The organism is Acinetobacter sp. YH12254 (assembly GCF_013417415.1).
In the GTDB taxonomy this organism is placed as follows: domain Bacteria; phylum Pseudomonadota; class Gammaproteobacteria; order Pseudomonadales; family Moraxellaceae; genus Acinetobacter; species Acinetobacter pseudolwoffii.
On record NZ_VPEB01000009.1, the window covers coordinates 127,438 to 149,698 of the forward strand.

The window sequence follows — 22,261 nt, forward strand, 5'->3', positions numbered from 1 at the left end:
ACGTTAAGAGCTTACACTATAGCCAGTTTTTTTCTTCTGCAAAGATTGATTATGATCGACCCGAAATTACTCAGAAACAATATTGAGGCTGTAAATTTGGCCTTGGCAAAACGTGGTGTTCAACTCAATGTTGAAGAGTGGGCCTCCCTAGAAGCGCGCCGTAAAGAAATTCAGTCCAAGACAGAAACACTGCAAGCTGAACGTAATGCCGGTGCAAAACAAGTCGGTCAAATTAAAAAGGCAGGCGGTGATGCTTCTGAAATCATGACACGCATGTCTGCGATTGGTGATGAAATCAAAGCGGCTGAAGCAGCATTGGCTGAACTGCAAGCGGAGCTTGAAGAAAAATTACTGTCTATTCCAAACTTGCCAGATGAAGCTGTGCCTGAAGGCAAAGACGAAAGCGATAACGTGGAAATCCTGAAATGGGGTACACCACGTGAATTCGATTTTGAGATCAAAGACCATACTGACCTCGGTGAAATGATGGGCGGTCTGGAATTTGAAACCGCAACCAAATTAACCGGTTCTCGTTTCAGTGTTTTGAAAGGCCCATTGGCGCGTTTACAACGTGCATTGACACAGTTCATGCTGAATACGCATACAGACCAGAATGGTTATACTGAAGCTTATGTACCGTATTTGGTGAATGCGGATTCATTACGTGGCACAGGTCAGTTGCCTAAATTTGAAGAAGATCTGTTTAAACTTCAAGGCGAAAAAGAATTCTATTTAATTCCAACTGCTGAAGTGCCAGTGACTAACTTCGTGCGTGATGAAATCATTGATGCAGATCGTCTGCCATTAAAATATGCAGCACATACCCCATGTTTCCGTAGTGAAGCAGGGTCTTATGGTCGTGATACCCGTGGCCTGATTCGTCAGCACCAGTTCGACAAAGTGGAAATGGTTCAGATTGTTAAACCTGAAACGTCTATGCAGGCACTGGAAGATTTAACCGGCCATGCTGAAGGCATCTTGCAAGCATTAGGTCTGCCATACCGTAAGATCATCCTTTGTGGCGGTGATATGGGCTTTGGCGCGACCAAGACTTATGATCTTGAAGTTTGGGTGCCAAGCCAGAATACTTATCGTGAAATCTCTTCATGTTCAAACATGGGTGACTTCCAGGCGCGTCGTATGAAAGCGCGTTACCGTGCCGACCAGAAAAAAACTGAATTTGTACATACCTTGAATGGTTCAGGTCTGGCTGTTGGTCGTACCTTGCTTGCAGTGATGGAAAACTATCAGCGTGCAGACGGTTCGATTGAGATTCCTGAAGTATTGCGTCCATATATGGGTGGTGTGACTTATATCGACTAATGCTTGATATCAGCATCGCTAAATGTGCATGAAAATTGCATAGACAATCAGATTTAAAATTTTGAGGTAGTTCGTGGATATCTTTCCAATCTCGTTAAAGTTGCAACAGCAACCTTGTCTGATTGTCGGTGGTGGACATATTGCCTACCGTAAAGCGGTATTATTAGCAAAAGCCGGAGCAGTGATTCATGTCATTGCCCCTGAAATTGATGCCAATTTACTTGGGATTGTTCAGCAGTCTCAAGGGCAATATGATCAGGCACCATTCAGTATACAGATTCCTTTGCGCCATTATCGTTTAGTGATTGCAGCAACAGATGATGCTGATGTGAATCGTCAGGTTTTCGAGCTGTGCGAAGCTGAAAATGTACTGGTCAACAGTGTCGATGATCCACCACATTGCCGTTTTATGGTACCTGCGATTATTGACCGTTCGCCGCTGGTGATTTCGGTGGCATCGAATGGCACGTCGCCGGTGTTGTCACGCCAGATTCGGACTCAACTGGAAGCGACGATTCCACATGGCATGGGCAAGCTGGCTGAGTTCTCAGGCAAATGGCGCAGTCGCGTTAAAGCAAAAATTGTCAATCCGGATCAGCGCCGTATTTTCTGGGAAGATCTGTACGCCAGTCCGCTGAAAGAACAGGTGTTTAATGACAATATGGCTGAAGCAGATCGTCTGATCGAGCAAGCATTACAAGAGTGGCAACAGCCGAAAGGTGAAGTCTATCTGGTGGGTGCTGGTCCAGGTGATCCAGAACTGTTGACCCTGAAAGCGTTAAGGTTGATGCAGCAAGCCGATGTGGTGATTTATGATCGTTTGGTGTCTGAACCGATTATGGATCTGTGTCGCCGTGATGCGGAAAAAATCTATGTTGGTAAGGCGCGTTCCAATCATGCAGTTCCACAAGATGGGATTAATGCTTTATTGGTCAAATATGCCAGTGAAGGCAAGCGAGTTTGTCGTCTGAAAGGCGGTGATCCTTTCATCTTTGGGCGTGGCGGCGAAGAAATTGAAGAACTGTTTGCGGCAGGTATTACTTTTCAGGTGGTGCCGGGTATTACCGCAGCTTCAGGTTGTTCCGCCTATGCCGGTATTCCATTAACGCATCGGGATTATGCACAAAGTGTGCGTTTCCTGACAGGTCATTTAAAAGAAGGTTCGCCTGAATTGCCTTGGCGTGAGCTGGTCTATGAAAACCAGACCTTGGTGCTGTATATGGGACTGGTGGGACTGGAAAGAATCTGTGCGCAATTAATAGCCCATGGTCAACGCGCAGATATGCCGGTGGCACTGGTCTCTAAAGGCACGACTCCTGAGCAAAAGGTTGTGGTGGGAACCCTTGCCGACATCGCCTCCAAAGTGTCTGAGCATCAAATTCAGGCACCGACTTTAACCATTATTGGTGAAGTGGTTCGCTTGCGTGAACAACTGCAATGGCATGAGCGAGGATAAGCAAAGCACTGCTTTGCCCGAGCGCAAGACGAAGGCTATGCCTGAGTAAGAGGATAAGCAAAAGTTGTTTCTTGGTTTGACCGCAAGACGAAGGCTGTGCCTGAGTAAGAGGATAAGCAAAAGTTGTTTCTTGGTTTGACCGCAAGACGAAGGCTATGCCTGAGTAAGAGGATAGCAATAGTTGATACTCTTTGTCTGAATGCAAGACGAAAATTACACCTGAATAAAAGGATATGACGATTAATCTCATGGTCCGAATACAGGAAAAAGCTGTATCTAGATAACAGCACTGATGTTGCTGTTTGATCTATAAGTTGAAAGCTATATCTGAATGAAATGTATAAAGTGAGAAATAAGTGATCCACGTTGTTTTATATGAGCCCGAAATTCCTGCAAATACAGGCAATATTATTCGTCTGTGTGCCAATACGGGAGCACATTTGCATCTGGTCAAGCCACTGGGTTTTGAACTGGATGATAAAAAACTGAGACGTGCCGGTCTGGATTATCACGAATATGCACGTATGCAGATTTGGGACACTATCGAAGATTGTTTGGCCGATCTGGCAAGCAAAGGCATTGCTCTGGATGCGGTCTATCCGCTGACCACCAAAGGGACTGAAACGCCACATACCTCGGACTTGAACCGTTCTGTGGCATTGTTGATGGGGCCGGAAACGCGTGGTCTGCCTGAACATGTTCGGATGATGTTCCCGCAGCAGCACTGGATTCGTTTACCGATGGCAGAGAACTCTCGTAGTTTAAACCTTTCGAATGCCACGGCAGTGATTGTATATGAAGCCTGGCGTCAGCAGGGTTTTAAAGCGCTCTAAGCTTAAATTTACAATAATTTGAAAAGCTGCCTTTGGGTGGCTTTTTTATTTGCTAGGATAGAGAGAGACAACTGATTGGAATAAGAAGGATATACGCGTGAAGCCGATATTAAAATTTGCCTTGGCCTGTTGTATTGGAATGACTGCTTTACACCTCGGTGCGCAAGAAGCAAGTGATGTAATGGGGGAAACGCAACAAGTTCAGCCAATTACGCAAGCGGAAATACAGCAAGGATTGGCTGACATGCAAAAACGCTTGGATGCGCGGATCGATAACTGGGGACAGAGTCTGAATTCCGATGATTTTGAATGGACTTGGCGTGGACGTAAATTGAAGCAGACCAAACGTCAGGAAGTTTGTGCTATTTTTCAGGATGTGGTCAATGAAATGTATCAGCTGGCGGTCAAGAATAAAGCCAGACTAAATCCGGAAGAGCAAAAATTATTGTCGAATAGAAGTCTGTTCATTGAAAAACTGGGCTATGAAAATAATCGGGTCAATACCCAAATGGGTTTTGATTGTCGTTTATCCTAAGTAAAATCAAAAACATAAAAAAGGCGCTTAAAGCGCCTTTTTTATTTGAACCGGAACGATATTATTTATCGTCAAATTCGTTGTGCTGAGGTGCAGGATGCTTGAAACCTTTGGTTTTATAACCCAGGTACAAGATACCGCCAAATGCCCAGATCAGACCATATTTCAATGAGGTTTGATCAACTTCGAGCCATAAGGCAAATACTGCAATGAAACCTGCAAGTGGTACCACCACAAAGTTCAGAATTTCTTTCGCAGTTTTGGTACGACCATCACGTAAAGCATAGCGTGAAATGACAGACAAGTTTACGAAACTGAACGCCGTCAATGCACCGAAACTGATCAGTGAAATCACAAAATCAAGATCCATGAAGCCAGCTGTTAAGGCTACAGCACCGACAATCATAATGTTGTATGACGGTGTGTAGTTTTTCGGACTGATATGACCAAAGATTTTCTTGTTGATCACGCCATCACGGCCCATGACGTACATTAAGCGAGATACACCTGCATGTGCAGAAATCCCTGATGCCATGACGGTAATGATTGCAAAACCAAGTACATAAGCCTGGAACAAGGACCCACCCACCAGCATCAAAATTTCCGGCTGAGTTTCAGCAATATTCTGGAAATATGAACCTGGATTGTTCGGGAAGTAAATCTGCATGAAGTAAGTGCTGATAATGAAAATAATACCGGCAATTAAAGCGGTCAAGAAAATCGCTTTAGGCAAAGTTTTTTCAGTATCTTTGGTTTCTTCAGCCAGCGAGCTTAAAGAGTCAAAACCAGTGAAAGAGAAGCACAGTAAAGTCGCACCAGTAATCAGGGCGCCTACTGAGGTTAACTCATTCCAGAACGGTTCCAGACTCCAGAGCTGATAGCGTTGCTCAGCTGTGATTGGACCATCCGCATTAAAGCCAGCCTGTAACTTGCTGTAGACCATCCAGGTAAATACGGCAATGACAATCAACTGCACGAACACGATCATACTGTTGAAGTTTGCTACAAAGCGCGCACCACGTAAATTGATGCCAGTCATGAATGCAGTCAATACCACGACCCAAACCCAATGATTGATATCAGGGAACAGGGCTTCTAGGTAAATGACGGCAAGAATGATGTTGACCATTGGCGACAATAAATAATCGAGCCAAGATGACCATCCCACCATGAAACCCACATTCGGGTGAATGGATTTTTGCGCATAGGTATAGGCCGAACCCGAAGAAGGGTAGCGACGAATCATATGACCATAGCTCAAAGAGGTTAACAAAATTGCAATCAGTGCAAAAATGTAAGAGGTGGGAACGTGGAAGTTACTTTCTTCAGATACCAGACCGAATGTATCAAACAAGGTCATGGGTTGAATATAAGCCAAACCAATAATAATGATGTGCCAGAGTCCCAGCGTTTTTTGCAGTTTAGCTGCCGATTGAGTCCCAGAGATATTAGTCAACGGCGTTATCCTCTTAATCGTTGATCAAGGATCAGTCATATTTATAAGGATCGTTTGAGACGAACGATCCCCCCTACAGTTTTCTATAAAAGCCCGCCAATCTACTTGAAAAGAAGGGCTTTTGCTAGCTATTTTTTTGACTTTTGAGGTGCATAAAGTATGCCATTCAAATTAGCGCAATGATTTCTTTATGCAAGATAAAAGCCTGATGTCTAAAAAAACATCAGGCTTTAATTTTCGCTATATTGGCTTATTTTTCAGTAATTACCAAGCCTTTTTTAAGATAGATTTTAAATCTTCCAAGGTGGCTTCTTTCGGGTTATAAATGATGGAACCATCGTTCAGGGCTTTCTCTGCCACTTCATCCAGCTGCGCTTCAGAAATCTTGCCGGTTTCACGTAATGTACGTGGCAGTTTGGTCAGACTATAAATCCGATCTCGCATGGTCAGAATAGTGGCAATGGTTTTGTCTGCACGTAAATGTGCTGGTGTTTGCGCATAAATATCGGCACCTGCCAAAGGTAGTAACAGATCAGCAATCTTGTCACCATTGACCTCTTTGTTGTATTCCAGCACATACGGCAGGAACAGGTTCATACATAAACCATGCGGCAAGTGCACCACTGCACCCAGTGAATGACCGAGTGAATGCACAATCCCGACCATCGAGTTAGAAAATGCAATACCGGCCATGGTCGATGCTTGAGCCAGTTCCAGACGGCCTTGCGCATCATTGGGATTATCCAGCACATTGAATAGATGGCTACTGATCTTCTTGACTGCTGCGGTGGCATAAGCATCTGAGATTGGATTGGCTGCCATGCAAGTATAAGCTTCGACCGCATGGGTCAGTGCATCCATTGCGGTCATGGCGGTTAAATGCGGCGGCAAAGTCTGGGTCATGCGCGGATCTAAAATCGCAGCATGCGGCATCAAATAATACGATGCGAAAGGCATTTTAACATTCTTCTCAGTATCTGAGACGACGGCCACCATGGTGACTTCTGAGCCTGTCCCCGAAGTTGTTGGAATCACAAAAAATGGCTTCAGCGGCTTAGGCAGGTTATGGGCACCAGAATATTTAAGCAGGTCATCACCGCCTTCAGAGACCAGAATATTAGTTGCTTTGGAGGTATCAATGACTGAACCGCCGCCCACAGCAATGATCGCATCACAGTGATTTTCACGATACAGTTTCGCCGCACTACGTACTGTACCCAAGCTAGAATCGGGTGGTACGTCATCAAAAATGGCTACAATTGCAGCATCCGCCATTTCAAATGCTGCTTCAATCGGTGCCAGCAGATTATTGGCGCGTACACCTTTGTCGGTAATGATGAGTGGACGTTTTGCACCTAAAGTCGCAAGTTCAAACGGAATATGTTCTAACGCGGCATGCCCGGCAATGACTTTGACCGGACAGAAAAATTCATAATAAGGTTTAGCCATGTTATACACTCCGTTTTAAATAAGATTGAGCGATTTTTAGATAAATACTGCTCGCTTCGCTTAGTTTTTCTTTGAGGCTGAGATTGCTTGGATATTCTTTGACAGCCAGTTGCGCCACCAGTTTAGGCAAAATCAGTGCTTCCATTTTATTTAGACAACGCACCAGACGAATGGCATTGGAAATATCGCCATCGGCAATCATGCGGTCATTGGCAAAGGCTTGAGAGGTGCTTTCCTGAAAGGAAAAAACTAAAAAAGCATGGTGCAGATGTTTAAAGGTAATAGTCAGATCAGGTGCTTTTTCCAGATTTTTCACCAGTTCCAATTGCTTGTCCTCAGTGACCCGCGCCACAAAGGCTGGGCCATGCGGAAAGACTTTCATGGAAAGAGTGAAATGGACTGGAAATTGGGCAACTTCCTGTTTGATTTCTTCATCCACCTGGCTTGCCATGACCAGACCGCGGCCAATCACATCCATCATGAGTTTGACATAGGCAAGCTGCAAAGCGGGTTTTACGGATTTAGTTGCAATCACGTGATGATCCCTATCTCAATATTATTGGTTTAGAGTAAATACTCTAATTTATTTGGAGGTGAAATGCAAAGGCTTTATCTTTGCTCGACGGTGACTTGATTAAAGTAACCGCTGTGGCGCAAAGTTTCAATAATTTCACGACATAACTGGTTGAATTGTGGCGGTTGTTCCAGTAGGTCGCTCATGCGAACCATTTCCAGTCCCGCATAACCACAAGGGTTGATGGTATTAAATCCGCTCAGGTCACAATCCAGATTTAAGGAAAGACCATGATAGCTACGGCCTTTACGAATTTTAAAACCCAGTGAACCAATTTTTCGTTCAGCCACATAGACCCCCGGTGCATCGGGTTTGGCATAAGCATCGATGCCGTATTTTTTCAGCAGATCGATCATCAGGTTTTCAGCATAGGACACCAGTGTACGCACATTCCAGCCCAGGCGATTCAGGTCAAACATGAAGTAAGCCACCAGCTGGCCCGGGCCGTGCCAGGTCACTTGACCACCACGATCGGTTTGAATTACCGGGATATTGCTCGGTATCAGAATATGTTCTGGCTTACCGGCCTGACCTTGAGTCAATACATCCTGATGTTGCAGAATCCACAGCTGATCCGGGCTATGTTCATCACGGTTTTCCGTAAAAGTTTTCATTTCCAGAAAACGATCTTCATAAGGTGTGAGGTCGTGATATTGACGAATGATCAGCTCGGGCTTTTGCAGCACATCAGTCACAGGAAGTGTCCTTGGTAATTATAAAAAACTGATCATAATTATAATGATTTCGGCATGAAATAGGGGCGAGACCTACAATATTTAAGCGCTAGCTCAGTCATTGTACAGGCATAAAAAACACGCCCGAAAGCGTGTCTTTTGTATTTTTGATTACAGTGCGGTTTTAATCAGCGGACAGGCGGCCAAATCTGCATATACTGCATGCACCTGCTCCAGTTCCAAAAAGCGCAGTTGTGCGGTAATGGAATGATATTTGCCAGTACGCGACGGTGTGATGGTCATTTCACTGCCATCAAACTCAGGAAAATGTTTTACAAAGATATCATTTACGGCCTGACGCAGTTCAATGCCAGCAAGGCCAATCAGTTTAATCGGATAATCCATAGGGAAAACCCAAAGATGTTCTTGAAGTTCACGAGATGGTGTACGGTCTAACATGGTAGTCCCCCTGATTTGAAACGCCTGCAATCATGCAGGCGTTTGGGTCTGTCTTGGCTACTTAAGTGGAGACTGATGATTAAATTTCAAGTCTCCAGAATAAGCATCAAATCTTAATCATTCTCGAGGAATGAACGTAAGTGTTCTGAACGTGATGGATGGCGAAGCTTGCGTAACGCTTTAGCTTCAATCTGACGAATACGTTCACGTGTCACATCAAACTGTTTGCCCACTTCCTCCAAGGTGTGGTCGGTCGGCATGTCGATACCAAAACGCATTTTCAGGACTTTGGCTTCACGTTCAGTCAGGTTTTCCAGAACTTCGCGTGTCGCTTCTTTTAGGCCTTCTGAAGTCGCAGCATCAATTGGTGACGTGATGTTGCTGTCTTCAATGAAGTCACCCAGATGCGAATCTTCATCATCACCGATCGGTGTTTCCATCGAAATCGGTTCTTTGGCGATTTTTAGCACTTTACGTACTTTGACTTCGTCCATTTCCAGACGTTCGCCCAACTCTTCAGGTGTCGGTTCACGCCCCATTTCTTGAAGAAGCTGACGCGATACACGATTGATCTTGTTGATGGTCTCGATCATGTGCACCGGAATACGAATGGTACGTGCCTGATCGGCGATTGAACGGGTGATCGCCTGACGAATCCACCAGGTTGCATAAGTCGAGAATTTATAACCACGACGATATTCAAACTTGTCCACCGCTTTCATCAAGCCAATGTTACCTTCCTGAATCAGATCCAGGAACTGCAAGCCGCGGTTGGTGTATTTTTTCGCAATTGAAATCACCAGACGCAAGTTGGCTTCGACCATTTCTTTCTTGGCGCGACGTGCCTTAGCTTCACCAACGGCCATGCGTTTGGCAATGTCTTTAATGCCTTTAACATCAAGACCCAATTCTTTTTCAATATCGGCAATCTTTTGCTGGAAGGCCAATACATCTGGACGTACTTTTTCCAGATAGGCTTTCTGGTCTGCAGGTGTTTTCGCGATCTGTTCATCTAACCAGGCTGGATTCGATTCCTGTCCCGGGAAAGAAGTACGGAACTGGGTACGATCCATACGACCACGGCGCACGGCATAACGCATCACTTCACGTTCTGCACCACGGATCTGGTCATGCGTACCACGAATCATTTCTGAAATGATATCGAATAGACGCGGCGTGAATTTGAACATCATGAATACGGTCGCCAGTGCTTCCAGCGCAGCTTCAGATTCTTCACTATCACGACCATGTTTTTCGATGGCTGTTTTGGTATTCAACCATGCATTTTCAAGTTCAGTGAAGCGCGCTTTGGCAATTTCAGGATCTGGACCAGAATCAGCTTCTGAATCATCTTCAGTTTCAGCTTCTTCCTCTTCATCATCGTCCAGTTTTACATCTTTGGTCGATTTTTTCGAGTCAGTCTTGTCTTCAGCGATCTCGACTTCTTCTTCAAGTACTTCAGGAATTTCTTCGTCTGATTCAGGATCTAAATAACCCGATAACAGGTCAGCAAGACGGCGTTCGCCCGCTTCATAATCTTTATATTCTTGGAGTACAACTTCTACCGCATTGGGCCAGTAAGCAATCGAGTGCAAAACATCACGAATACCTTCTTCGATGCGCTTTGCAATGCTAATTTCGCCTTCACGGGTTAAAAGCTCAACGGTACCCATTTCACGCATATACATACGCACAGGGTCAGTTGTACGACCTGGCTCATTTTCTACAGAGGCCAGTACGGCTGCAGCTTCTTCTTCTGCAACTTCATCGGCAGCTTCTGTAGTATCTTCGAACATCGTATCATCAGATTCAGGCGCGCGATCATGTACAGGAATACCCACGTCATTCAGCATCTGAATGATATCTTCAATCTGCTCGCTTTCTGTGATGGAGTCCGGCAGATGATCGTTAACCTCAGCGAAGGTTAAGTAACCTTGTTCTTTGCCTCGGCTAATCAGAGCCGCTACTTGTGAAGTAGGGGAAGTCATATCGCTCATCTTTTGCTTACTCTTCGTTGAATCTGTGACAGGAAAAACCGTACAACTTATGCACGATTTAAGCTCATTAAATTTAGTGAATAGCCTACGTATTTCATCAGAGTATTCAGCGTTCAAGCTGTCTGATAAAATATTTAAAATGAAATTCAGTAATTTAAGATGGGGATGAATTTGTTATTTTCAAGTCCAACCCCGGCATCTGTGTATTTGACCAAAAAATGTGTAGTCAAAAAACATAAGGACGCAGGGTGGATTATATCATGTCACACAATGTCCTTAAAAAAAAGCCCTATTTACAACTTTAAAATACGAAAATTTAAATAAAACTTGACTTGTGGTTTTAGGCAAGATAAATAGCGCTAAAACCATTTACATTTTTCACTATGAGGAAGTTTTAGTGTCTTCTACAGATTTTGAACTAGATGATAGCTTCGGTGAGGATGATGTTAATTTCGATGAAGCTTCCAGTAAGCTGAGCGCTAAAGAGTCGTTGGAAAAACGTCGTCTGATTGATGACTTACTTTCACAACGTCGCTTGGAACGCGAACTCAAAGATTTTGACTATGACTTCGACGATGATGACGATTTTGATGACGAAGATTAACGAATTCGGATTTAGCATGGCCTGAATAAATGCTATGCTAAACCTTTCGGTTTTCTAAGTTTGGATGTTAGATGAGTGCTTTAGATTTAGACCTGTTGAGTGAATATCTAGATGGTGACCAAAATGAACATGGTCTAGATTTCGCAGCAACCCATGGTTTCTTATGTGCTATTGCAGTAGGCCCAAAATTCGACAAATGGTTAGACGAGCTTTTTGATAGCAATCAAAAGAAAGTGCCTGCAGAAATCATCACTCAGGTACAAGCATGGTTAGAGTCTATCCGTCAAAGCTTAGCCAATGAAGAAGGGATTACATTCCCATTTGAAATTGAAGAAGCAGACACCGAATCAAGCTTGGGTGACTGGAGTGTGGGCTTTGTCGATGCCATGTTCCTGAACGAAGAAGCTTGGTTTACTGAAGAATTTGAAGAACAGCTGGTAGATTTAACTCTGCCAATCATGGTCTTCAGCGGTATCGATGATGAAGATCCGCAAATGGAAACTTTCCGTCGCAATGGCCAGTTAATGGACGAACTTGCAGAAGAAATTCCAGACAATTTAAATGAATTGTATCTGATGTATCACACTCCAGAATAATTCATAAAAAAAGCACCGCACGGTGCTTTTTTTAGCTTTGGACTTTTATCAAAGCATCGAAGGGATTTTATTTTCTTTCAATACCGACCCGTTTGCTCAGACTGTAGCGGGCATAGCTATTATAGGCAATATGAAAGATCAAACCATGCACCGCAATCACAGCGGCCATCAGAAATGAATTCGGGCCCCTTCCGGTATAAGCCATGTTGTTGAAGATGGCTTCAGTCTGTGGATGCATCCAGATCACAACAAATATAAAAATAAACCCAAATGTAATCGCAATGATGGTAGAACCCCATACCAGTTTGCTTTTCTCTTCCTTGCTGGGTAAATGTTGTTCTCTCTTCACAAAGTATCGGGCACTGAGAAAGGCTGACGCGATCAGGGCCGGGATCAGGAGAATCGCGCCCAGATTGAATACATAAATGAGTACGCCCACGAATAGAACCAAGCTAAGATAAACGGTGGCAAAATATTTAAGATAGTGCGACATCGTTTTAGCCTCCTTCATGCTGAGGTCTATTCAGGATGGACGATTTTTACGCTGCTGTCTACGGTAGATAACCCAGGCAATAATGACTATAACAATCGCAATAATCACATAACTGACTTTACTGAAAATTTGCTGCATCAACTCTTGGTTTTCACCAAAGTAAAATCCGACACAGGCCAAAAACGTGGTCCAGATGATGGTTCCGAGTGCGCTATAGAACATGAATTTCCAGAAGGGCATACGGCTCATGCCGGCAGGAATGCTGATCAGTGAGCGGACGGCAGGAACCATGCGGCCAAAAAACACAATCCGATGTCCATAATGTTCAAACCAGCTCAGTGACTTTTTCACATCATTGGATTTGATAAACAGATATTTGCCATAACGGTCGACAAACTTGAAAATGGAATCGTGATTGAATTTATAACCCACCCAGTACAGCAAGGCTGCTGCTAGTAATGAGCCAATGCAACCGGCCATGATCACCCCGACCAGTATTAACTCACCCTGAGAGGCCGAATAGCCCGCAGAAGGCATAATGATTTCGGAAGGGATGGGTGGGAAGACATTATCCAGAAACATGAGCAGGGCAATACCCCAGTAGCCCAGTTGTTCCATGACGGAAATAATCCATTCAGTTAAATTCATAAGATGGTCAAAATAAAAAATACTGCCTGTATCCTAAGCAGTATTTTTTATGCGGTAAAGTCTTGGAATATAAATGAGCAGGCAGAATCAGCTATGTGTCAGCGTATAAATATAGACTTTGCGTAAGCCATAGGCCAAACAGACAGGTAAAACACTCAGCAGCATAAAATGAATGACACTGGTATTAAGATGATAACCAATAAACAGCGCTAAAATCGCGCCAATCACAGTTCCCAAGATGACCACAAACACATGTGACTGGCTCTCAAGCTCGTCATTAACCTGATGAAGTCGTTGTTGTTTTATATTCTCTTTGGGTTGAAACTGAACCAGATTATCTGGATCTCGAGCAAGTGAACTGGTCATGTTATATTCCTTTTCATTTTAAAATTTAAGTTAATAATGAAAGACTTGGCTTAAGATAGACTTTTCAATAGACTAGCAATCTTGCTTGGAAAAAAATAAGGTTCTTGGTAATGAATTGGTGAGAGTTTTATTACTGTTGTAATTTTTATGTAAATAAAAAACCCTCCGAAGAGGGTTTTTATATATTTTCTTACAAAGCGGCTGGCTTAGAGACGTTTACGTTTTGCTGCCAGAATTTGGGACTGACGCATACGGAAACCGTCTTTTTGTTTCTCTGTGGTCTTGTCAATGCAGTACACGCAAGAGACACCATGTTCATAACTTGGCAGCGCCACTTCTTCAGGAAGCAAAGGCCAGCCACAGGCATGGCATTTGGTGTTTTGACCTTCTTCGACACCGTGTGTTACTGCTGTACGGCCATCAAATACGAAGCATTCGCCTTCCCACATACTTTCTTCAGCCGGAGTTTCTTCCAGGTATTTTAAAATACCGCCTTTCAGGTGATACACCTCTGTAAAACCTTCTTGCAGAAGCAGAGAGGTTGATTTTTCACAGCGAATACCACCGGTACAGAACATGGCAATTTTCTTGTCTTTGTGCTGTTCCAGATTATTTTTCACATATTCAGGGAATTCACGGAAGCTTTCAGTTTTCGGGTCAATCGCGCCTTTGAACGTTCCTGCTTTGTATTCGTAATCGTTACGGGTATCAACCAGAATCACGTCATCACGCGCAATCAGTTCATTCCATTCCTGAGGATCAAGATAGTGACCGACCAGATCACGTGGTTTCACTTCTACCCCTAAAGTCACGATTTCTTTTTTTAATTTAATTTTCATTTTACGAAATGGCTTGTCAGAGCTGTCTGACTCTTTATATTCCATCTCAACAAAGCCTTCATTGAGAAGGAACTGGTGAATTTGATCAATCGATGCACGGTCACCTGCAACCGTACCGTTAATCCCTTCACCCGCTACAATGAGTGTTCCACAAAGGTTGATTGTTTTTACCAAGTCTAAAAGACGTTGTTGAAGATCGGCAGGATCTTGAACTTCTTTGAATTGATAAAGTGCGGCAACAACCCAACCTGAGGTCGCTTGCTGTTCTACAGGTGCAAGCTGTTCTACAGTAGCGTTCATGGAATACTCCAACGTAGCATGATAATTTAAAGGCGCATATTTTAGCGTGATTCGAGTGAATAAGCGAGTAAAACACTTGCCTTTTAACAGGCTTCAATTCGTGGGGGAGAGCGTGTATAGTCATGCCCGACCCGGAATTTTGTAAAGTTTTATGCAGTGATGCAGGTACTGGAAGTTGTAGTATCTTTGGAGTGTGTTTTGAGTTCAGATCGTCGTATTGCGTCTTTAACCCCGTGTGCTGGGCGTTGCTCGACCGTATTTGGTGATGCGGTATGTCGTGGTTGCCGCCGTTTCAATCATGAGGTGATTCACTGGAACACTTATGGCGCTGATCAACATCATGCCGTATGGCGGCGTCTGGATGCACAGCTGGATCAGATTTTAGTGCCGTTGTTGCCACATGCAGATATCGTCAAGGTTCAAGCCTTTGTGCTGTCAAAACGGGTACGTTTACGTGACGATGCCTCCAAAGGACGTAAGCTGTATCATGCTTTAAAGCTCTGTGAAAAAAATCGGCATTTTACCGATGATAGTGGTTTGGGGATTCATTATAAGCAGGTACGTCCACTCTGGGATGAGTTTGAGCGCCGGATTCTGGCTTTGGCCACTGCCAGTTATGATCTGGCTTTTCTGCGGGCGGATGGCATTAGTCAGCATCTGATTCATCTGCAGGAAGAGGAATAAGTCCTCTTTTTTTATGCAGAAAAATAACAACAGCTGAGGGAAAAGCATGAATATCAGTGAGTATCTCTTGTATTGTCTGGCTGTTGTGGTAATGATCGCCACGCCTGGTCCGGTGATGTTGCTGGTGGCCAGTGCCGGTCTAAAAGGCGGTTATGCTGCGGCTTTAAGAACTATTTTTGGCACCAATTTCGCTTCATTGATATTGATTGCTTTATCGATATTAAGCCTGAAAGGCTTGCTGGTCATTAATGAACAGTGGCTGGATGCCATCAAGTTGCTGGGTTGTCTGTATATTGGTTATCTGGGGCTGCAAATATTTCGGGAGGTGATTTTCCAGCAAGCAGAGTCAACTCAAAAGAAGTTATCTCCGGTACGTGGCGGCTTTCAGCAGGGTTTTCTGGTCGGTATTTCCAATCCCAAAGATATTATTTTCTTTGCGGCTTTTTTCCCGCAGTTTATTGGTATTACATCTGATCTCGATTTGAGTCTCATAATCTTAACCTTGAGCTGGATCGTGCTGGATTTCCTGACCCTGTCGGTGGTGTATTTGGGTTTTAACCGTTTATCCCGTTCTCGGTTGTATCCGCATTTGCTGGCCTTGTGTGGTCTCATTCTGCTGATCATTGCTCTTTACGGCATTTATCAGATCCTGATTTAAAAAAGTACTGCACAGTTGTAAGGTTCCTGCCTGGCATATGCGCTAAAAATCATGCTAAGGTAAAATCAAATAAAAATTGAACAGATCAGCATGTCTAAAACAGTAACCAAGCCCGATCATCCATTCTCACCGCTGTTATTTATTCAACCTGCTGTTATTCAGATTCTTCAAATCATTGGACTCGCGCTGATCGCTGTCAGTATCGTGTATCTGCTGGCAGCAAACTGGTGGATGCTGCCGAAATTTGTCCAGTTGTTTATGCCGCAAGTTTTATTGCTGGGTTCGGCATTGCTGAGTGTGCATTTTGCTGCGCGAGAAAAGTTAAGACAAAGTCTGGATACTGTATCGGGTTTAATGCTGGGCTTAAGTCTGGCGGTGATTGGGCAGATCTATCAGACTGGCGCGGACAGTTATCAACTATTTTTGCTTTGGGCATTGTTACTTTTGCCTTGGCTGTATCGACCGAATATTGGTGTGTTTGCATTATTTTGCGTGGTCAGCCAGCTGGCGCTTTATTTTTATTTTAAACAAAGCTTTTGGTTGGTGCGTGCTGAAACTGCCTATCTGCTCAGTCTTAATCTGTTGACCGGACTGAGTCTGATCTATGCATTACGCTATTATCCGGTTTTACGCTATCTGTTGATTGCCGTGGTGGTACTCATTTCGGTATTCAGCATGTTTCGATTTATCGACTCGAATTCGATCTGGTATTTGGCTTCGGTACTGGTCTTAGCACTGTTATTTAGTGCTTATTTCTATACTCGGCAGCAACAGCTGGAAACCAGTTTGCTGGTTGCAGGGCTGGCACTGAGTTTTAGCATTCTGATTTTTGATCTCACAGACCAATATTTGCAAAATTCAGCTGCAGGCTTATTGGTGCTGGCTTTGCTCATCTTTGGCTGGTTTGCGGCGATTAGTGCGCTGCTGATAAAGCTGTTACCCCAGAGCCGGTTTTCGGTCATTCCACTGGCGCTGGGCGCATGGATTGCTGGTGTGATACTGGCCATGCTGTTGCTGACCTATTGGGAAAGTTTATCCATCCTGATGGGGCTAATCTTTATCGGGATTGCCTGGTGGCTGATTCATAGCAAGCCTTCAGTTTTTCTGCGGCAACTGGCTTATTGTTTGTGGGTTTGCGGTCAGGCTGCTGTCCTGATTCATACCGAATTGTTGACAGATAGTTTATTGCTGATCTGGCTGATACAAATCGGTATTACGTTGCTAAGTATCATGAATCGCATGCATTGGCTGGTGCTGCTATTACAGTTATTACTGGCTCATGCGTTGGGAATTGCAGTTTTAATCGAGCAGCACCCATTTTCTCATGACCATCGCCTGATCACATGGATCATGCTGTTGAATTACAGTGTGCTGACCGTGGCTTTACTCACTGCAAGACACTGGCTTGCTTCAGCTTATGCCAAAAGTGTGAATCTGTGGATGATCAGTATTTTGGCAGCAACGGCTATTTTTCAATGTCTGTTGCAATTTGGCGTAGCGCAGCAACTGCATCCGCGCGGTATAGATGAAGCAATTGTTTTCTATATTTTACCCGCAGTATGGCTGCTGAGTTTTATCGGAATACATCTGAAGCAATTTTCGCTGACACCACTCTGGCTGATTCCTGCCGTAGGCATTTTACTGATTGCACTGGGCTATTTTGAAATTTTCATCATTCTGGTACTTATGGCCTGGGCGATGGTCAATCAACAGCGATTGATGCAGGCCTTATTGGTTCTGTTACTGATCTTCTGGTTATGGTTGCTGTATTACAATCTGGGACTCAGCTTTTTATTTAAGAGTGTCAGTATCTTTGCTTCAGGTCTGCTGGTTTTGCTTCTGGCTTATGTGTTGAGCTCACCGAAATTTCAGTCGAAAACAGGAGTAGCCTCATGAAAAAGTTCTGGGTGCTACACCTGAGTATTTTTAGTATTGCCTTATTTGTGGGCTTAATTATCCAGCATGAATGGCATTTAAGAAATAGTCAGAGTATTTTTGTTAAGTTGGCGCCCGTCGATCCGCGTTCGATTTTGCAGGGCGATTATATGGCGCTGAATTATCAGTTGCATTTTGCTGGTCTAGATGCTGATGAAACTGCCCTGAATCAAACAGGTTCAGATATCACTATTCAGGATTTTAAAGATCGGTCTCAGATCATGAGCTATGTACGCTTGGATGCACAACGACGGGTGATACGAAGCAGTTTTGATCCGCGTCTGTTACAAGTTCATCCGGCATCTTCCGCAAAACTGCTTTTAAAGAATCCACGCAATAGTTTTGAAGCTTTATATCCGGCGGCCAATAGTTTTTTATTCGCCGAAGGCCTGGAGCCGTGTTATCGCAATGCCAAATTTGCCGAACTTAAGCTTAAGGAAAATGGAAAGGCTTTACTGGTTAATCTTGTTGACTCCCATTTAAAGCCCCTAAATTGTGAAAGTTCTAAAAGCTGGCGGCAGGGCAGTTAATTATATTTAGTCATTCTGGCCATAAAAAAGCCCGCGAGGTGCGAGCTTTGGGAATCTGGTCGAATCGACTTAAGCGACTTGTACCGGAATACAGTTGGCAGTATGGCTGACGGTATTGTTTGGATTTGCATAGACCAAGCGTGGCTGATGTGCATTTGCTTCAGCTTCAGTGAAATCACCAAAAGTTGCAATAATGATGATATCGCCTACATCGGCTTGATGTGCAGCGCCACCATTGACTGAAATGATGCCTGAATTATCTTCGCCACGAATGGCATAAGTTGCAAAACGTTTACCATTGGTCACGTTCCACACATGAATTTCTTCGTATTCGCGAATGCCAGCTAAATCCATCAAAACGCCATCAATTGCACATGAACCTTCATAGTGTAATTCTGCATGTGTAACGTGAGCGCGGTGAATTTTGCATTTTAATAAACGAGATAGCATGGCTAGCGTCCCCTGAGTTGAACTAAGACTTTGATCATCATATGGTTGAATCAATTTCTACGACACTGGATAAGTGGGTAGGCTTGCGCATTTTGCGCTTAAATGATCTTTCTGACAAGCGGAATTGTCCAGCGATTTTTGAATGATCAGTTAGGCTTATAGGCATTAATTTGATTCATGGCTTGCTGTACTTCTGCATTCACCAGCATTTTGGTACGTGCGAGCGCATGTGAAATTGCATCATCCATTAACTTTTGTTCGCTGCTGGGCGCTTTACTGAGCACATGACCAGAAACACGGTCTTTGGCACCAGGATGACCGATTCCAATACGCAGGCGATGGAAGTTTGAACCAATATGCGGCACGATATCGCGTAGACCATTATGGCCACCGTGACCACCACCCGTTTTCAGGCGAATGATACCAGGATTCATATCCAGTTCATCATGGGCAATCAGGATCGATTCAGGTGCGATATTGTAGAATTTGGCGAAAGGAACAACACTTTTACCGGAAAGGTTCATAAAGGTTGTAGGTAGAAGAAGACGAACGTCTTGACCTTCGATATTGCCACGACCACTAAATCCATTGAATTTCGGGTCTTTCTTGAGGGTAATGCCATATTGCTCTGCAAGGCGTTCTACGAACCAGGCCCCTGCATTATGGCGGGTTTGGGCATACTCAGAACCTGGGTTGCCCAAACCAACAATCAGTGAAATATTTGACACTAATTACACCATTAACACTTATGCGCGTTTAAAGTCAGCGTGCATAGGCGTGTTTTTAGCTGGGTGACGTTGTAAGGCTTGGATTTTCACGCTTTCAACTTTACCGTCTACATCAATTTCGATAACTTCTTCAAAGAAAGAGTTATTTTCTAAAAATTTAACAAGCTGACGAAGCTCAAGAGTAACAGCTACAGGAGCAGCTTCGCCACCGTAGATGATTGCAGGAACTTTAGCTTGAAGACGAAGGCGGCGGCTCGAACCTTTCCCTTGAACTGCTTCTTCACGTGCTGCTGCGTTTAATACGAAGTTTGCCATGATAGACATCCTATTTAAGTTAAATGAACCAGACTTGCGACCAGTCTAGTGAGTAAAAGCCCTACCAAATGGCAGGGCTTTGAAAATTCAGCGCTCTATTATAGATAAGAATCGAACATTGCGCTAATAGATTCTTCGTTGTTAATGCGACGAATCGTTTCGGCAACCATGCTGGCTACGGAAACCTGGCGAATCTTGCCCAGTGCTAAAGCTTCATCTGAAAGTGGGATGGTGTCACAAACCACCAACTCATCAATCACAGAATGTCTTAAGTTTTCTAATGCTTTACCAGAAAGTACTGGATGCGTTGCATAAGCAACAACCTTGCGAGCACCGAAAGTTTTCAATGCATCAGCTGCTTTGCATAAAGTGCCTGCAGTATCTACCATGTCATCGACGATGACACAATCACGATCTTTCACATCGCCAATCAAATGCATCACTTGTGATTCATTCGCTTTTTGACGACGCTTATCGATGATTGCAAGATCGATATCACCCATTTGTTTCGCAACAGCACGTGCACGAACCACACCACCGACGTCAGGTGAAACCACCATCAGGTTGTGATGTGACTGCTGACGTAAGTCAGCAAGTAGCGCTGGTGTACCGTAGATGTTGTCTACAGGGATATCGAAGAAACCTTGGATCTGGTCAGCATGAAGATCAATCATCACAACGCGGTCAATACCTACAGTCGTCAGCATGTCTGCAACGACTTTAGCAGTAATTGGCACACGGCTTGAACGTGGACGACGGTCTTGACGAGCATAACCAAAGTAAGGAATCACGGCAGTAATACGACCTGCACTTGCACGACGCAAAGCGTCAGCCATGACTAAGATTTCCATCAGGTTATCGTTAGTAGGAGCACAAGTAGGTTGCACGACGAATACGTCTTTACCACGAACGTTTTCAGTAATCTCGACAGCGATTTCACCATCAGAGAACTGACCTACAGAGGCAGCGCCTAGAGGAATATGTAAGTGACTTACGACTTTTTGAGCGAATTGTGGATGCGCAGATCCACTAAAAACGACAAGATTGGGCATGAAGCACCCTTGGCGGTTGGGATATATGGGAATAGATGGCAGGGGTAGCTGGATTCGAACCAACGGATGCCGAGATCAAAACCCGGTGCCTTACCACTTGGCGATACCCCTAATGCGGCAGAACTTTAATATTTTTACGGTAAAGTGTCAAGGTAAATTAACAGTCTTACAGCAAATGAGTGTTCTGTCTTTTTTCGAGAAAATGGCAGGGGTAGCTGGATTCGAACCAACGGATGCCGAGATCAAAACCCGGTGCCTTACCACTTGGCGATACCCCTAAATTTGATGAACTGTAAGATGGCAGGGGTAGCTGGATTCGAACCAACGGATGCCGAGATCAAAACCCGGTGCCTTACCACTTGGCGATACCCCTAATACAGTACATCTACAGGTGAAAATGGCAGGGGTAGCTGGATTCGAACCAACGGATGCCGAGATCAAAACCCGGTGCCTTACCACTTGGCGATACCCCTATCTACACTTTAAACTGAACTAAAGGTGATTCTTGTAAACTGTTGACCAGGTAAGCTTTACATGGTGCATTTGCAAGAATATCTTCGATATTCAGATTTTCAGTGACTTCAATAAACACACAAGCACCTGTACCTGTAAGTTTTGCAATACCGAACTGGTCGAGATATTGCATCGCTTCATCGACTTCAGGATATAAGGATCGAGCCAGTGGCTCAAAGTTATTTCCAAAATCAGATGGCGTTTGCTGATAGGCGCAAAATTTAGTGCTCTTCGTGTCTCTTGTCAATGCTTTTTGCGAAAAAAGCCGTTGAGTGCTGATAAAACAGTCAGGTTTTAACACAATGAATTGTTTTTGATCTAAGTCTATGAATGTTAAGTGTTCGCCAATGCCTTCAGCCCAAGCATTTCGACCATGTACAAATATCGGTACATCTGCACCCAGCTTGACTCCGAGATCTGCCAGTTGCTCGATATTTAAACCGCACTGCCAGAGCTGGTTCAGCACAATCAGGGTGGTGGCTGCATTAGACGAGCCGCCCCCGAGTCCAGCACCCATCGGGATATTTTTTTCCAGATGAATCTTTAGTCCGGATAGTGTTTGAGCATAGGGCTTCAACAGTTGTACCGCACGATAGATTAAATTCTGTTCTAGGTCGACGGAGGCCAGCCCTTCAATCTGGATGTGTTGATTATCTGTTTGTTCAAACTCCAGCCAGTCATACAGATCAATCAGCTGAAAAATGCTTTGCAGCTCGTGATAGCCATTTTCACGGCGACCGGTAATATGTAAAAACAAATTCAGTTTAGCAGGCGAGGGAACACGAATCATCATG

The 22,261-nt window shown here is 44.1% G+C and carries 25 protein-coding genes and 4 tRNA genes; 10 read left to right on the forward strand and 19 right to left on the reverse strand.

The window, feature by feature from the left end:
- The first annotated feature begins 51 nt into the window (after positions 1–51).
- The 4 genes from serS to FTV29_RS08970 all read left to right on the forward strand — a co-directional run bounded on the left by serS (position 52) and on the right by FTV29_RS08970 (position 4,147).
- On the forward strand, positions 52–1,323 hold the full coding sequence (gene serS, locus FTV29_RS08955; RefSeq protein ID WP_180049597.1) for a serine--tRNA ligase: 1,272 nt from the start codon (positions 52–54) through the stop codon (positions 1,321–1,323).
- 73 nt (positions 1,324–1,396) lie between these two features.
- Positions 1,397–2,779 carry a siroheme synthase CysG gene (cysG, locus tag FTV29_RS08960; protein WP_005169798.1) on the forward strand — a complete coding sequence of 461 codons (1,383 nt, stop codon included), beginning with the start codon at positions 1,397–1,399 and terminating at the stop codon, positions 2,777–2,779.
- A gap of 356 nt (positions 2,780–3,135) precedes the next feature.
- Positions 3,136–3,612 (forward strand): tRNA (cytidine(34)-2'-O)-methyltransferase, encoded by a 477-nt coding sequence (locus FTV29_RS08965; RefSeq protein ID WP_180075393.1) that lies wholly within the window; start codon positions 3,136–3,138, stop codon positions 3,610–3,612.
- Positions 3,613–3,751: 139 nt separating this feature from the next.
- The gene (locus tag FTV29_RS08970; protein ID WP_218946060.1) at positions 3,752–4,147 is read left to right on the forward strand and encodes a hypothetical protein; all 396 of its coding nucleotides are present in this window, start codon (positions 3,752–3,754) and stop codon (positions 4,145–4,147) included.
- A gap of 61 nt (positions 4,148–4,208) precedes the next feature.
- Here FTV29_RS08970 and FTV29_RS08975 read toward each other — a convergent pair whose 3' ends face one another.
- The 6 genes from FTV29_RS08975 to rpoD all read right to left on the reverse strand — a co-directional run bounded on the left by FTV29_RS08975 (position 4,209) and on the right by rpoD (position 10,807).
- Positions 4,209–5,603, reverse strand: a complete 1,395-nt coding sequence (locus FTV29_RS08975; RefSeq protein WP_005097762.1) for an APC family permease — start codon at positions 5,601–5,603, stop codon at positions 4,209–4,211.
- Positions 5,604–5,867: 264 nt separating this feature from the next.
- A complete protein-coding gene (locus FTV29_RS08980; protein ID WP_005097761.1) occupies positions 5,868–7,052 on the reverse strand; it encodes an iron-containing alcohol dehydrogenase in 1,185 nt (394 codons plus the stop codon).
- A gap of 1 nt (position 7,053) precedes the next feature.
- On the reverse strand, positions 7,054–7,587 hold the full coding sequence (locus FTV29_RS08985) for a hypothetical protein (protein ID WP_005097759.1): 534 nt from the start codon (positions 7,585–7,587) through the stop codon (positions 7,054–7,056).
- A 74-nt stretch (positions 7,588–7,661) separates the two neighbouring features.
- Entirely contained in the window at positions 7,662–8,321 is a 660-nt protein-coding gene (gene lipB / locus FTV29_RS08990) for a lipoyl(octanoyl) transferase LipB (RefSeq protein WP_100355550.1), read from the reverse strand.
- Positions 8,322–8,471: 150 nt separating this feature from the next.
- Complete coding sequence (locus FTV29_RS08995) at positions 8,472–8,759, reverse strand: YbeD family protein (RefSeq protein WP_005169807.1); 288 nt, start codon at positions 8,757–8,759, stop codon at positions 8,472–8,474.
- A 113-nt stretch (positions 8,760–8,872) separates the two neighbouring features.
- Positions 8,873–10,807 (reverse strand): RNA polymerase sigma factor RpoD, encoded by a 1,935-nt coding sequence (rpoD, locus tag FTV29_RS09000; RefSeq protein ID WP_225554192.1) that lies wholly within the window; start codon positions 10,805–10,807, stop codon positions 8,873–8,875.
- A 346-nt stretch (positions 10,808–11,153) separates the two neighbouring features.
- Between rpoD and FTV29_RS09005 the strand changes: the two genes are divergently transcribed.
- Positions 11,154–11,360, forward strand: a complete 207-nt coding sequence (locus FTV29_RS09005; RefSeq protein WP_005169810.1) for a PA3496 family putative envelope integrity protein — start codon at positions 11,154–11,156, stop codon at positions 11,358–11,360.
- Positions 11,361–11,431: 71 nt separating this feature from the next.
- On the forward strand, positions 11,432–11,956 hold the full coding sequence (locus tag FTV29_RS09010; protein WP_005169813.1) for a YecA family protein: 525 nt from the start codon (positions 11,432–11,434) through the stop codon (positions 11,954–11,956).
- 67 nt (positions 11,957–12,023) lie between these two features.
- Here the strand turns inward: FTV29_RS09010 and FTV29_RS09015 are convergent, their stop codons facing one another.
- From FTV29_RS09015 to FTV29_RS09030, 4 genes are all read right to left on the reverse strand, one after another.
- Complete coding sequence (locus FTV29_RS09015) at positions 12,024–12,449, reverse strand: ABZJ_00895 family protein (RefSeq protein ID WP_100329106.1); 426 nt, start codon at positions 12,447–12,449, stop codon at positions 12,024–12,026.
- Between the two features lie 30 nt (positions 12,450–12,479).
- Complete coding sequence (locus FTV29_RS09020; protein ID WP_180049603.1) at positions 12,480–13,097, reverse strand: DedA family protein; 618 nt, start codon at positions 13,095–13,097, stop codon at positions 12,480–12,482.
- 87 nt (positions 13,098–13,184) lie between these two features.
- A complete protein-coding gene (locus FTV29_RS09025) occupies positions 13,185–13,463 on the reverse strand; it encodes a hypothetical protein (RefSeq protein ID WP_005097750.1) in 279 nt (92 codons plus the stop codon).
- Positions 13,464–13,669: 206 nt separating this feature from the next.
- Positions 13,670–14,602 carry a rhodanese-related sulfurtransferase gene (locus tag FTV29_RS09030; protein WP_005097749.1) on the reverse strand — a complete coding sequence of 311 codons (933 nt, stop codon included), beginning with the start codon at positions 14,600–14,602 and terminating at the stop codon, positions 13,670–13,672.
- 198 nt (positions 14,603–14,800) lie between these two features.
- Here FTV29_RS09030 and FTV29_RS09035 point away from each other — a divergent pair, with 198 nt between their 5' ends.
- The 4 genes from FTV29_RS09035 (at position 14,801) to FTV29_RS09050 (ending at position 18,409) form a co-directional block, all read left to right on the forward strand.
- Entirely contained in the window at positions 14,801–15,286 is a 486-nt protein-coding gene (locus FTV29_RS09035; protein WP_035337988.1) for a DUF1289 domain-containing protein, read from the forward strand.
- Between the two features lie 46 nt (positions 15,287–15,332).
- Complete coding sequence (locus tag FTV29_RS09040; RefSeq protein WP_005097747.1) at positions 15,333–15,944, forward strand: LysE family translocator; 612 nt, start codon at positions 15,333–15,335, stop codon at positions 15,942–15,944.
- A 90-nt stretch (positions 15,945–16,034) separates the two neighbouring features.
- Positions 16,035–17,840 carry a DUF2157 domain-containing protein gene (locus FTV29_RS09045; protein ID WP_100329104.1) on the forward strand — a complete coding sequence of 602 codons (1,806 nt, stop codon included), beginning with the start codon at positions 16,035–16,037 and terminating at the stop codon, positions 17,838–17,840.
- Positions 17,837–18,409: a GDYXXLXY domain-containing protein gene (locus FTV29_RS09050; RefSeq protein WP_005169829.1), complete on the forward strand. Its 573-nt coding sequence runs from the start codon at positions 17,837–17,839 to the stop codon at positions 18,407–18,409. Before FTV29_RS09045 ends, FTV29_RS09050 begins: the two co-directional genes overlap by 4 nt.
- A gap of 69 nt (positions 18,410–18,478) precedes the next feature.
- Here the strand turns inward: FTV29_RS09050 and panD are convergent, their stop codons facing one another.
- The 9 genes from panD to ispE form a co-directional block, all read right to left on the reverse strand.
- The gene (panD, locus tag FTV29_RS09055; protein ID WP_005097743.1) at positions 18,479–18,859 is read right to left on the reverse strand and encodes an aspartate 1-decarboxylase; all 381 of its coding nucleotides are present in this window, start codon (positions 18,857–18,859) and stop codon (positions 18,479–18,481) included.
- A 146-nt stretch (positions 18,860–19,005) separates the two neighbouring features.
- Positions 19,006–19,587 (reverse strand): aminoacyl-tRNA hydrolase, encoded by a 582-nt coding sequence (gene pth / locus FTV29_RS09060; protein ID WP_005097742.1) that lies wholly within the window; start codon positions 19,585–19,587, stop codon positions 19,006–19,008.
- Between the two features lie 18 nt (positions 19,588–19,605).
- On the reverse strand, positions 19,606–19,902 hold the full coding sequence (rplY, locus tag FTV29_RS09065) for a 50S ribosomal protein L25 (protein WP_005097741.1): 297 nt from the start codon (positions 19,900–19,902) through the stop codon (positions 19,606–19,608).
- A gap of 98 nt (positions 19,903–20,000) precedes the next feature.
- On the reverse strand, positions 20,001–20,954 hold the full coding sequence (locus tag FTV29_RS09070) for a ribose-phosphate pyrophosphokinase (RefSeq protein WP_005097740.1): 954 nt from the start codon (positions 20,952–20,954) through the stop codon (positions 20,001–20,003).
- 36 nt (positions 20,955–20,990) lie between these two features.
- Positions 20,991–21,065 (reverse strand) — tRNA-Gln (locus FTV29_RS09075).
- 92 nt (positions 21,066–21,157) lie between these two features.
- Positions 21,158–21,232, reverse strand: a tRNA-Gln gene (locus tag FTV29_RS09080).
- A gap of 20 nt (positions 21,233–21,252) precedes the next feature.
- Positions 21,253–21,327: transfer RNA gene (locus tag FTV29_RS09085), tRNA-Gln, on the reverse strand.
- A gap of 25 nt (positions 21,328–21,352) precedes the next feature.
- Positions 21,353–21,427: transfer RNA gene (locus FTV29_RS09090), tRNA-Gln, on the reverse strand.
- A 2-nt stretch (positions 21,428–21,429) separates the two neighbouring features.
- Positions 21,430–22,257 (reverse strand): 4-(cytidine 5'-diphospho)-2-C-methyl-D-erythritol kinase, encoded by an 828-nt coding sequence (ispE, locus tag FTV29_RS09095; protein ID WP_180075399.1) that lies wholly within the window; start codon positions 22,255–22,257, stop codon positions 21,430–21,432.
- Positions 22,258–22,261 lie beyond the last annotated feature (4 nt).

Coding starts and splice junctions, on each gene's coding strand:
- serS (WP_180049597.1), top strand. CDS start 52: ATGATCGACCCGAAATTACTCAGAAACAATATTGAGGCTGTAAATTTG.
- FTV29_RS08970 (WP_218946060.1), top strand. CDS start 3,752: ATGACTGCTTTACACCTCGGTGCGCAAGAAGCAAGTGATGTAATGGGG.
- FTV29_RS08980 (WP_005097761.1), bottom strand. CDS start 7,052: ATGGCTAAACCTTATTATGAATTTTTCTGTCCGGTCAAAGTCATTGCC.
- FTV29_RS08995 (WP_005169807.1), bottom strand. CDS start 8,759: ATGTTAGACCGTACACCATCTCGTGAACTTCAAGAACATCTTTGGGTT.
- FTV29_RS09010 (WP_005169813.1), top strand. CDS start 11,432: ATGAGTGCTTTAGATTTAGACCTGTTGAGTGAATATCTAGATGGTGAC.
- FTV29_RS09015 (WP_100329106.1), bottom strand. CDS start 12,449: ATGTCGCACTATCTTAAATATTTTGCCACCGTTTATCTTAGCTTGGTT.
- FTV29_RS09020 (WP_180049603.1), bottom strand. CDS start 13,097: ATGAATTTAACTGAATGGATTATTTCCGTCATGGAACAACTGGGCTAC.
- FTV29_RS09025 (WP_005097750.1), bottom strand. CDS start 13,463: ATGACCAGTTCACTTGCTCGAGATCCAGATAATCTGGTTCAGTTTCAA.
- FTV29_RS09030 (WP_005097749.1), bottom strand. CDS start 14,602: ATGAACGCTACTGTAGAACAGCTTGCACCTGTAGAACAGCAAGCGACC.
- FTV29_RS09040 (WP_005097747.1), top strand. CDS start 15,333: ATGAATATCAGTGAGTATCTCTTGTATTGTCTGGCTGTTGTGGTAATG.
- FTV29_RS09045 (WP_100329104.1), top strand. CDS start 16,035: ATGTCTAAAACAGTAACCAAGCCCGATCATCCATTCTCACCGCTGTTA.
- FTV29_RS09050 (WP_005169829.1), top strand. CDS start 17,837: ATGAAAAAGTTCTGGGTGCTACACCTGAGTATTTTTAGTATTGCCTTA.
- panD (WP_005097743.1), bottom strand. CDS start 18,859: ATGCTATCTCGTTTATTAAAATGCAAAATTCACCGCGCTCACGTTACA.
- rplY (WP_005097741.1), bottom strand. CDS start 19,902: ATGGCAAACTTCGTATTAAACGCAGCAGCACGTGAAGAAGCAGTTCAA.
- FTV29_RS09070 (WP_005097740.1), bottom strand. CDS start 20,954: ATGCCCAATCTTGTCGTTTTTAGTGGATCTGCGCATCCACAATTCGCT.
- ispE (WP_180075399.1), bottom strand. CDS start 22,257: ATGATTCGTGTTCCCTCGCCTGCTAAACTGAATTTGTTTTTACATATT.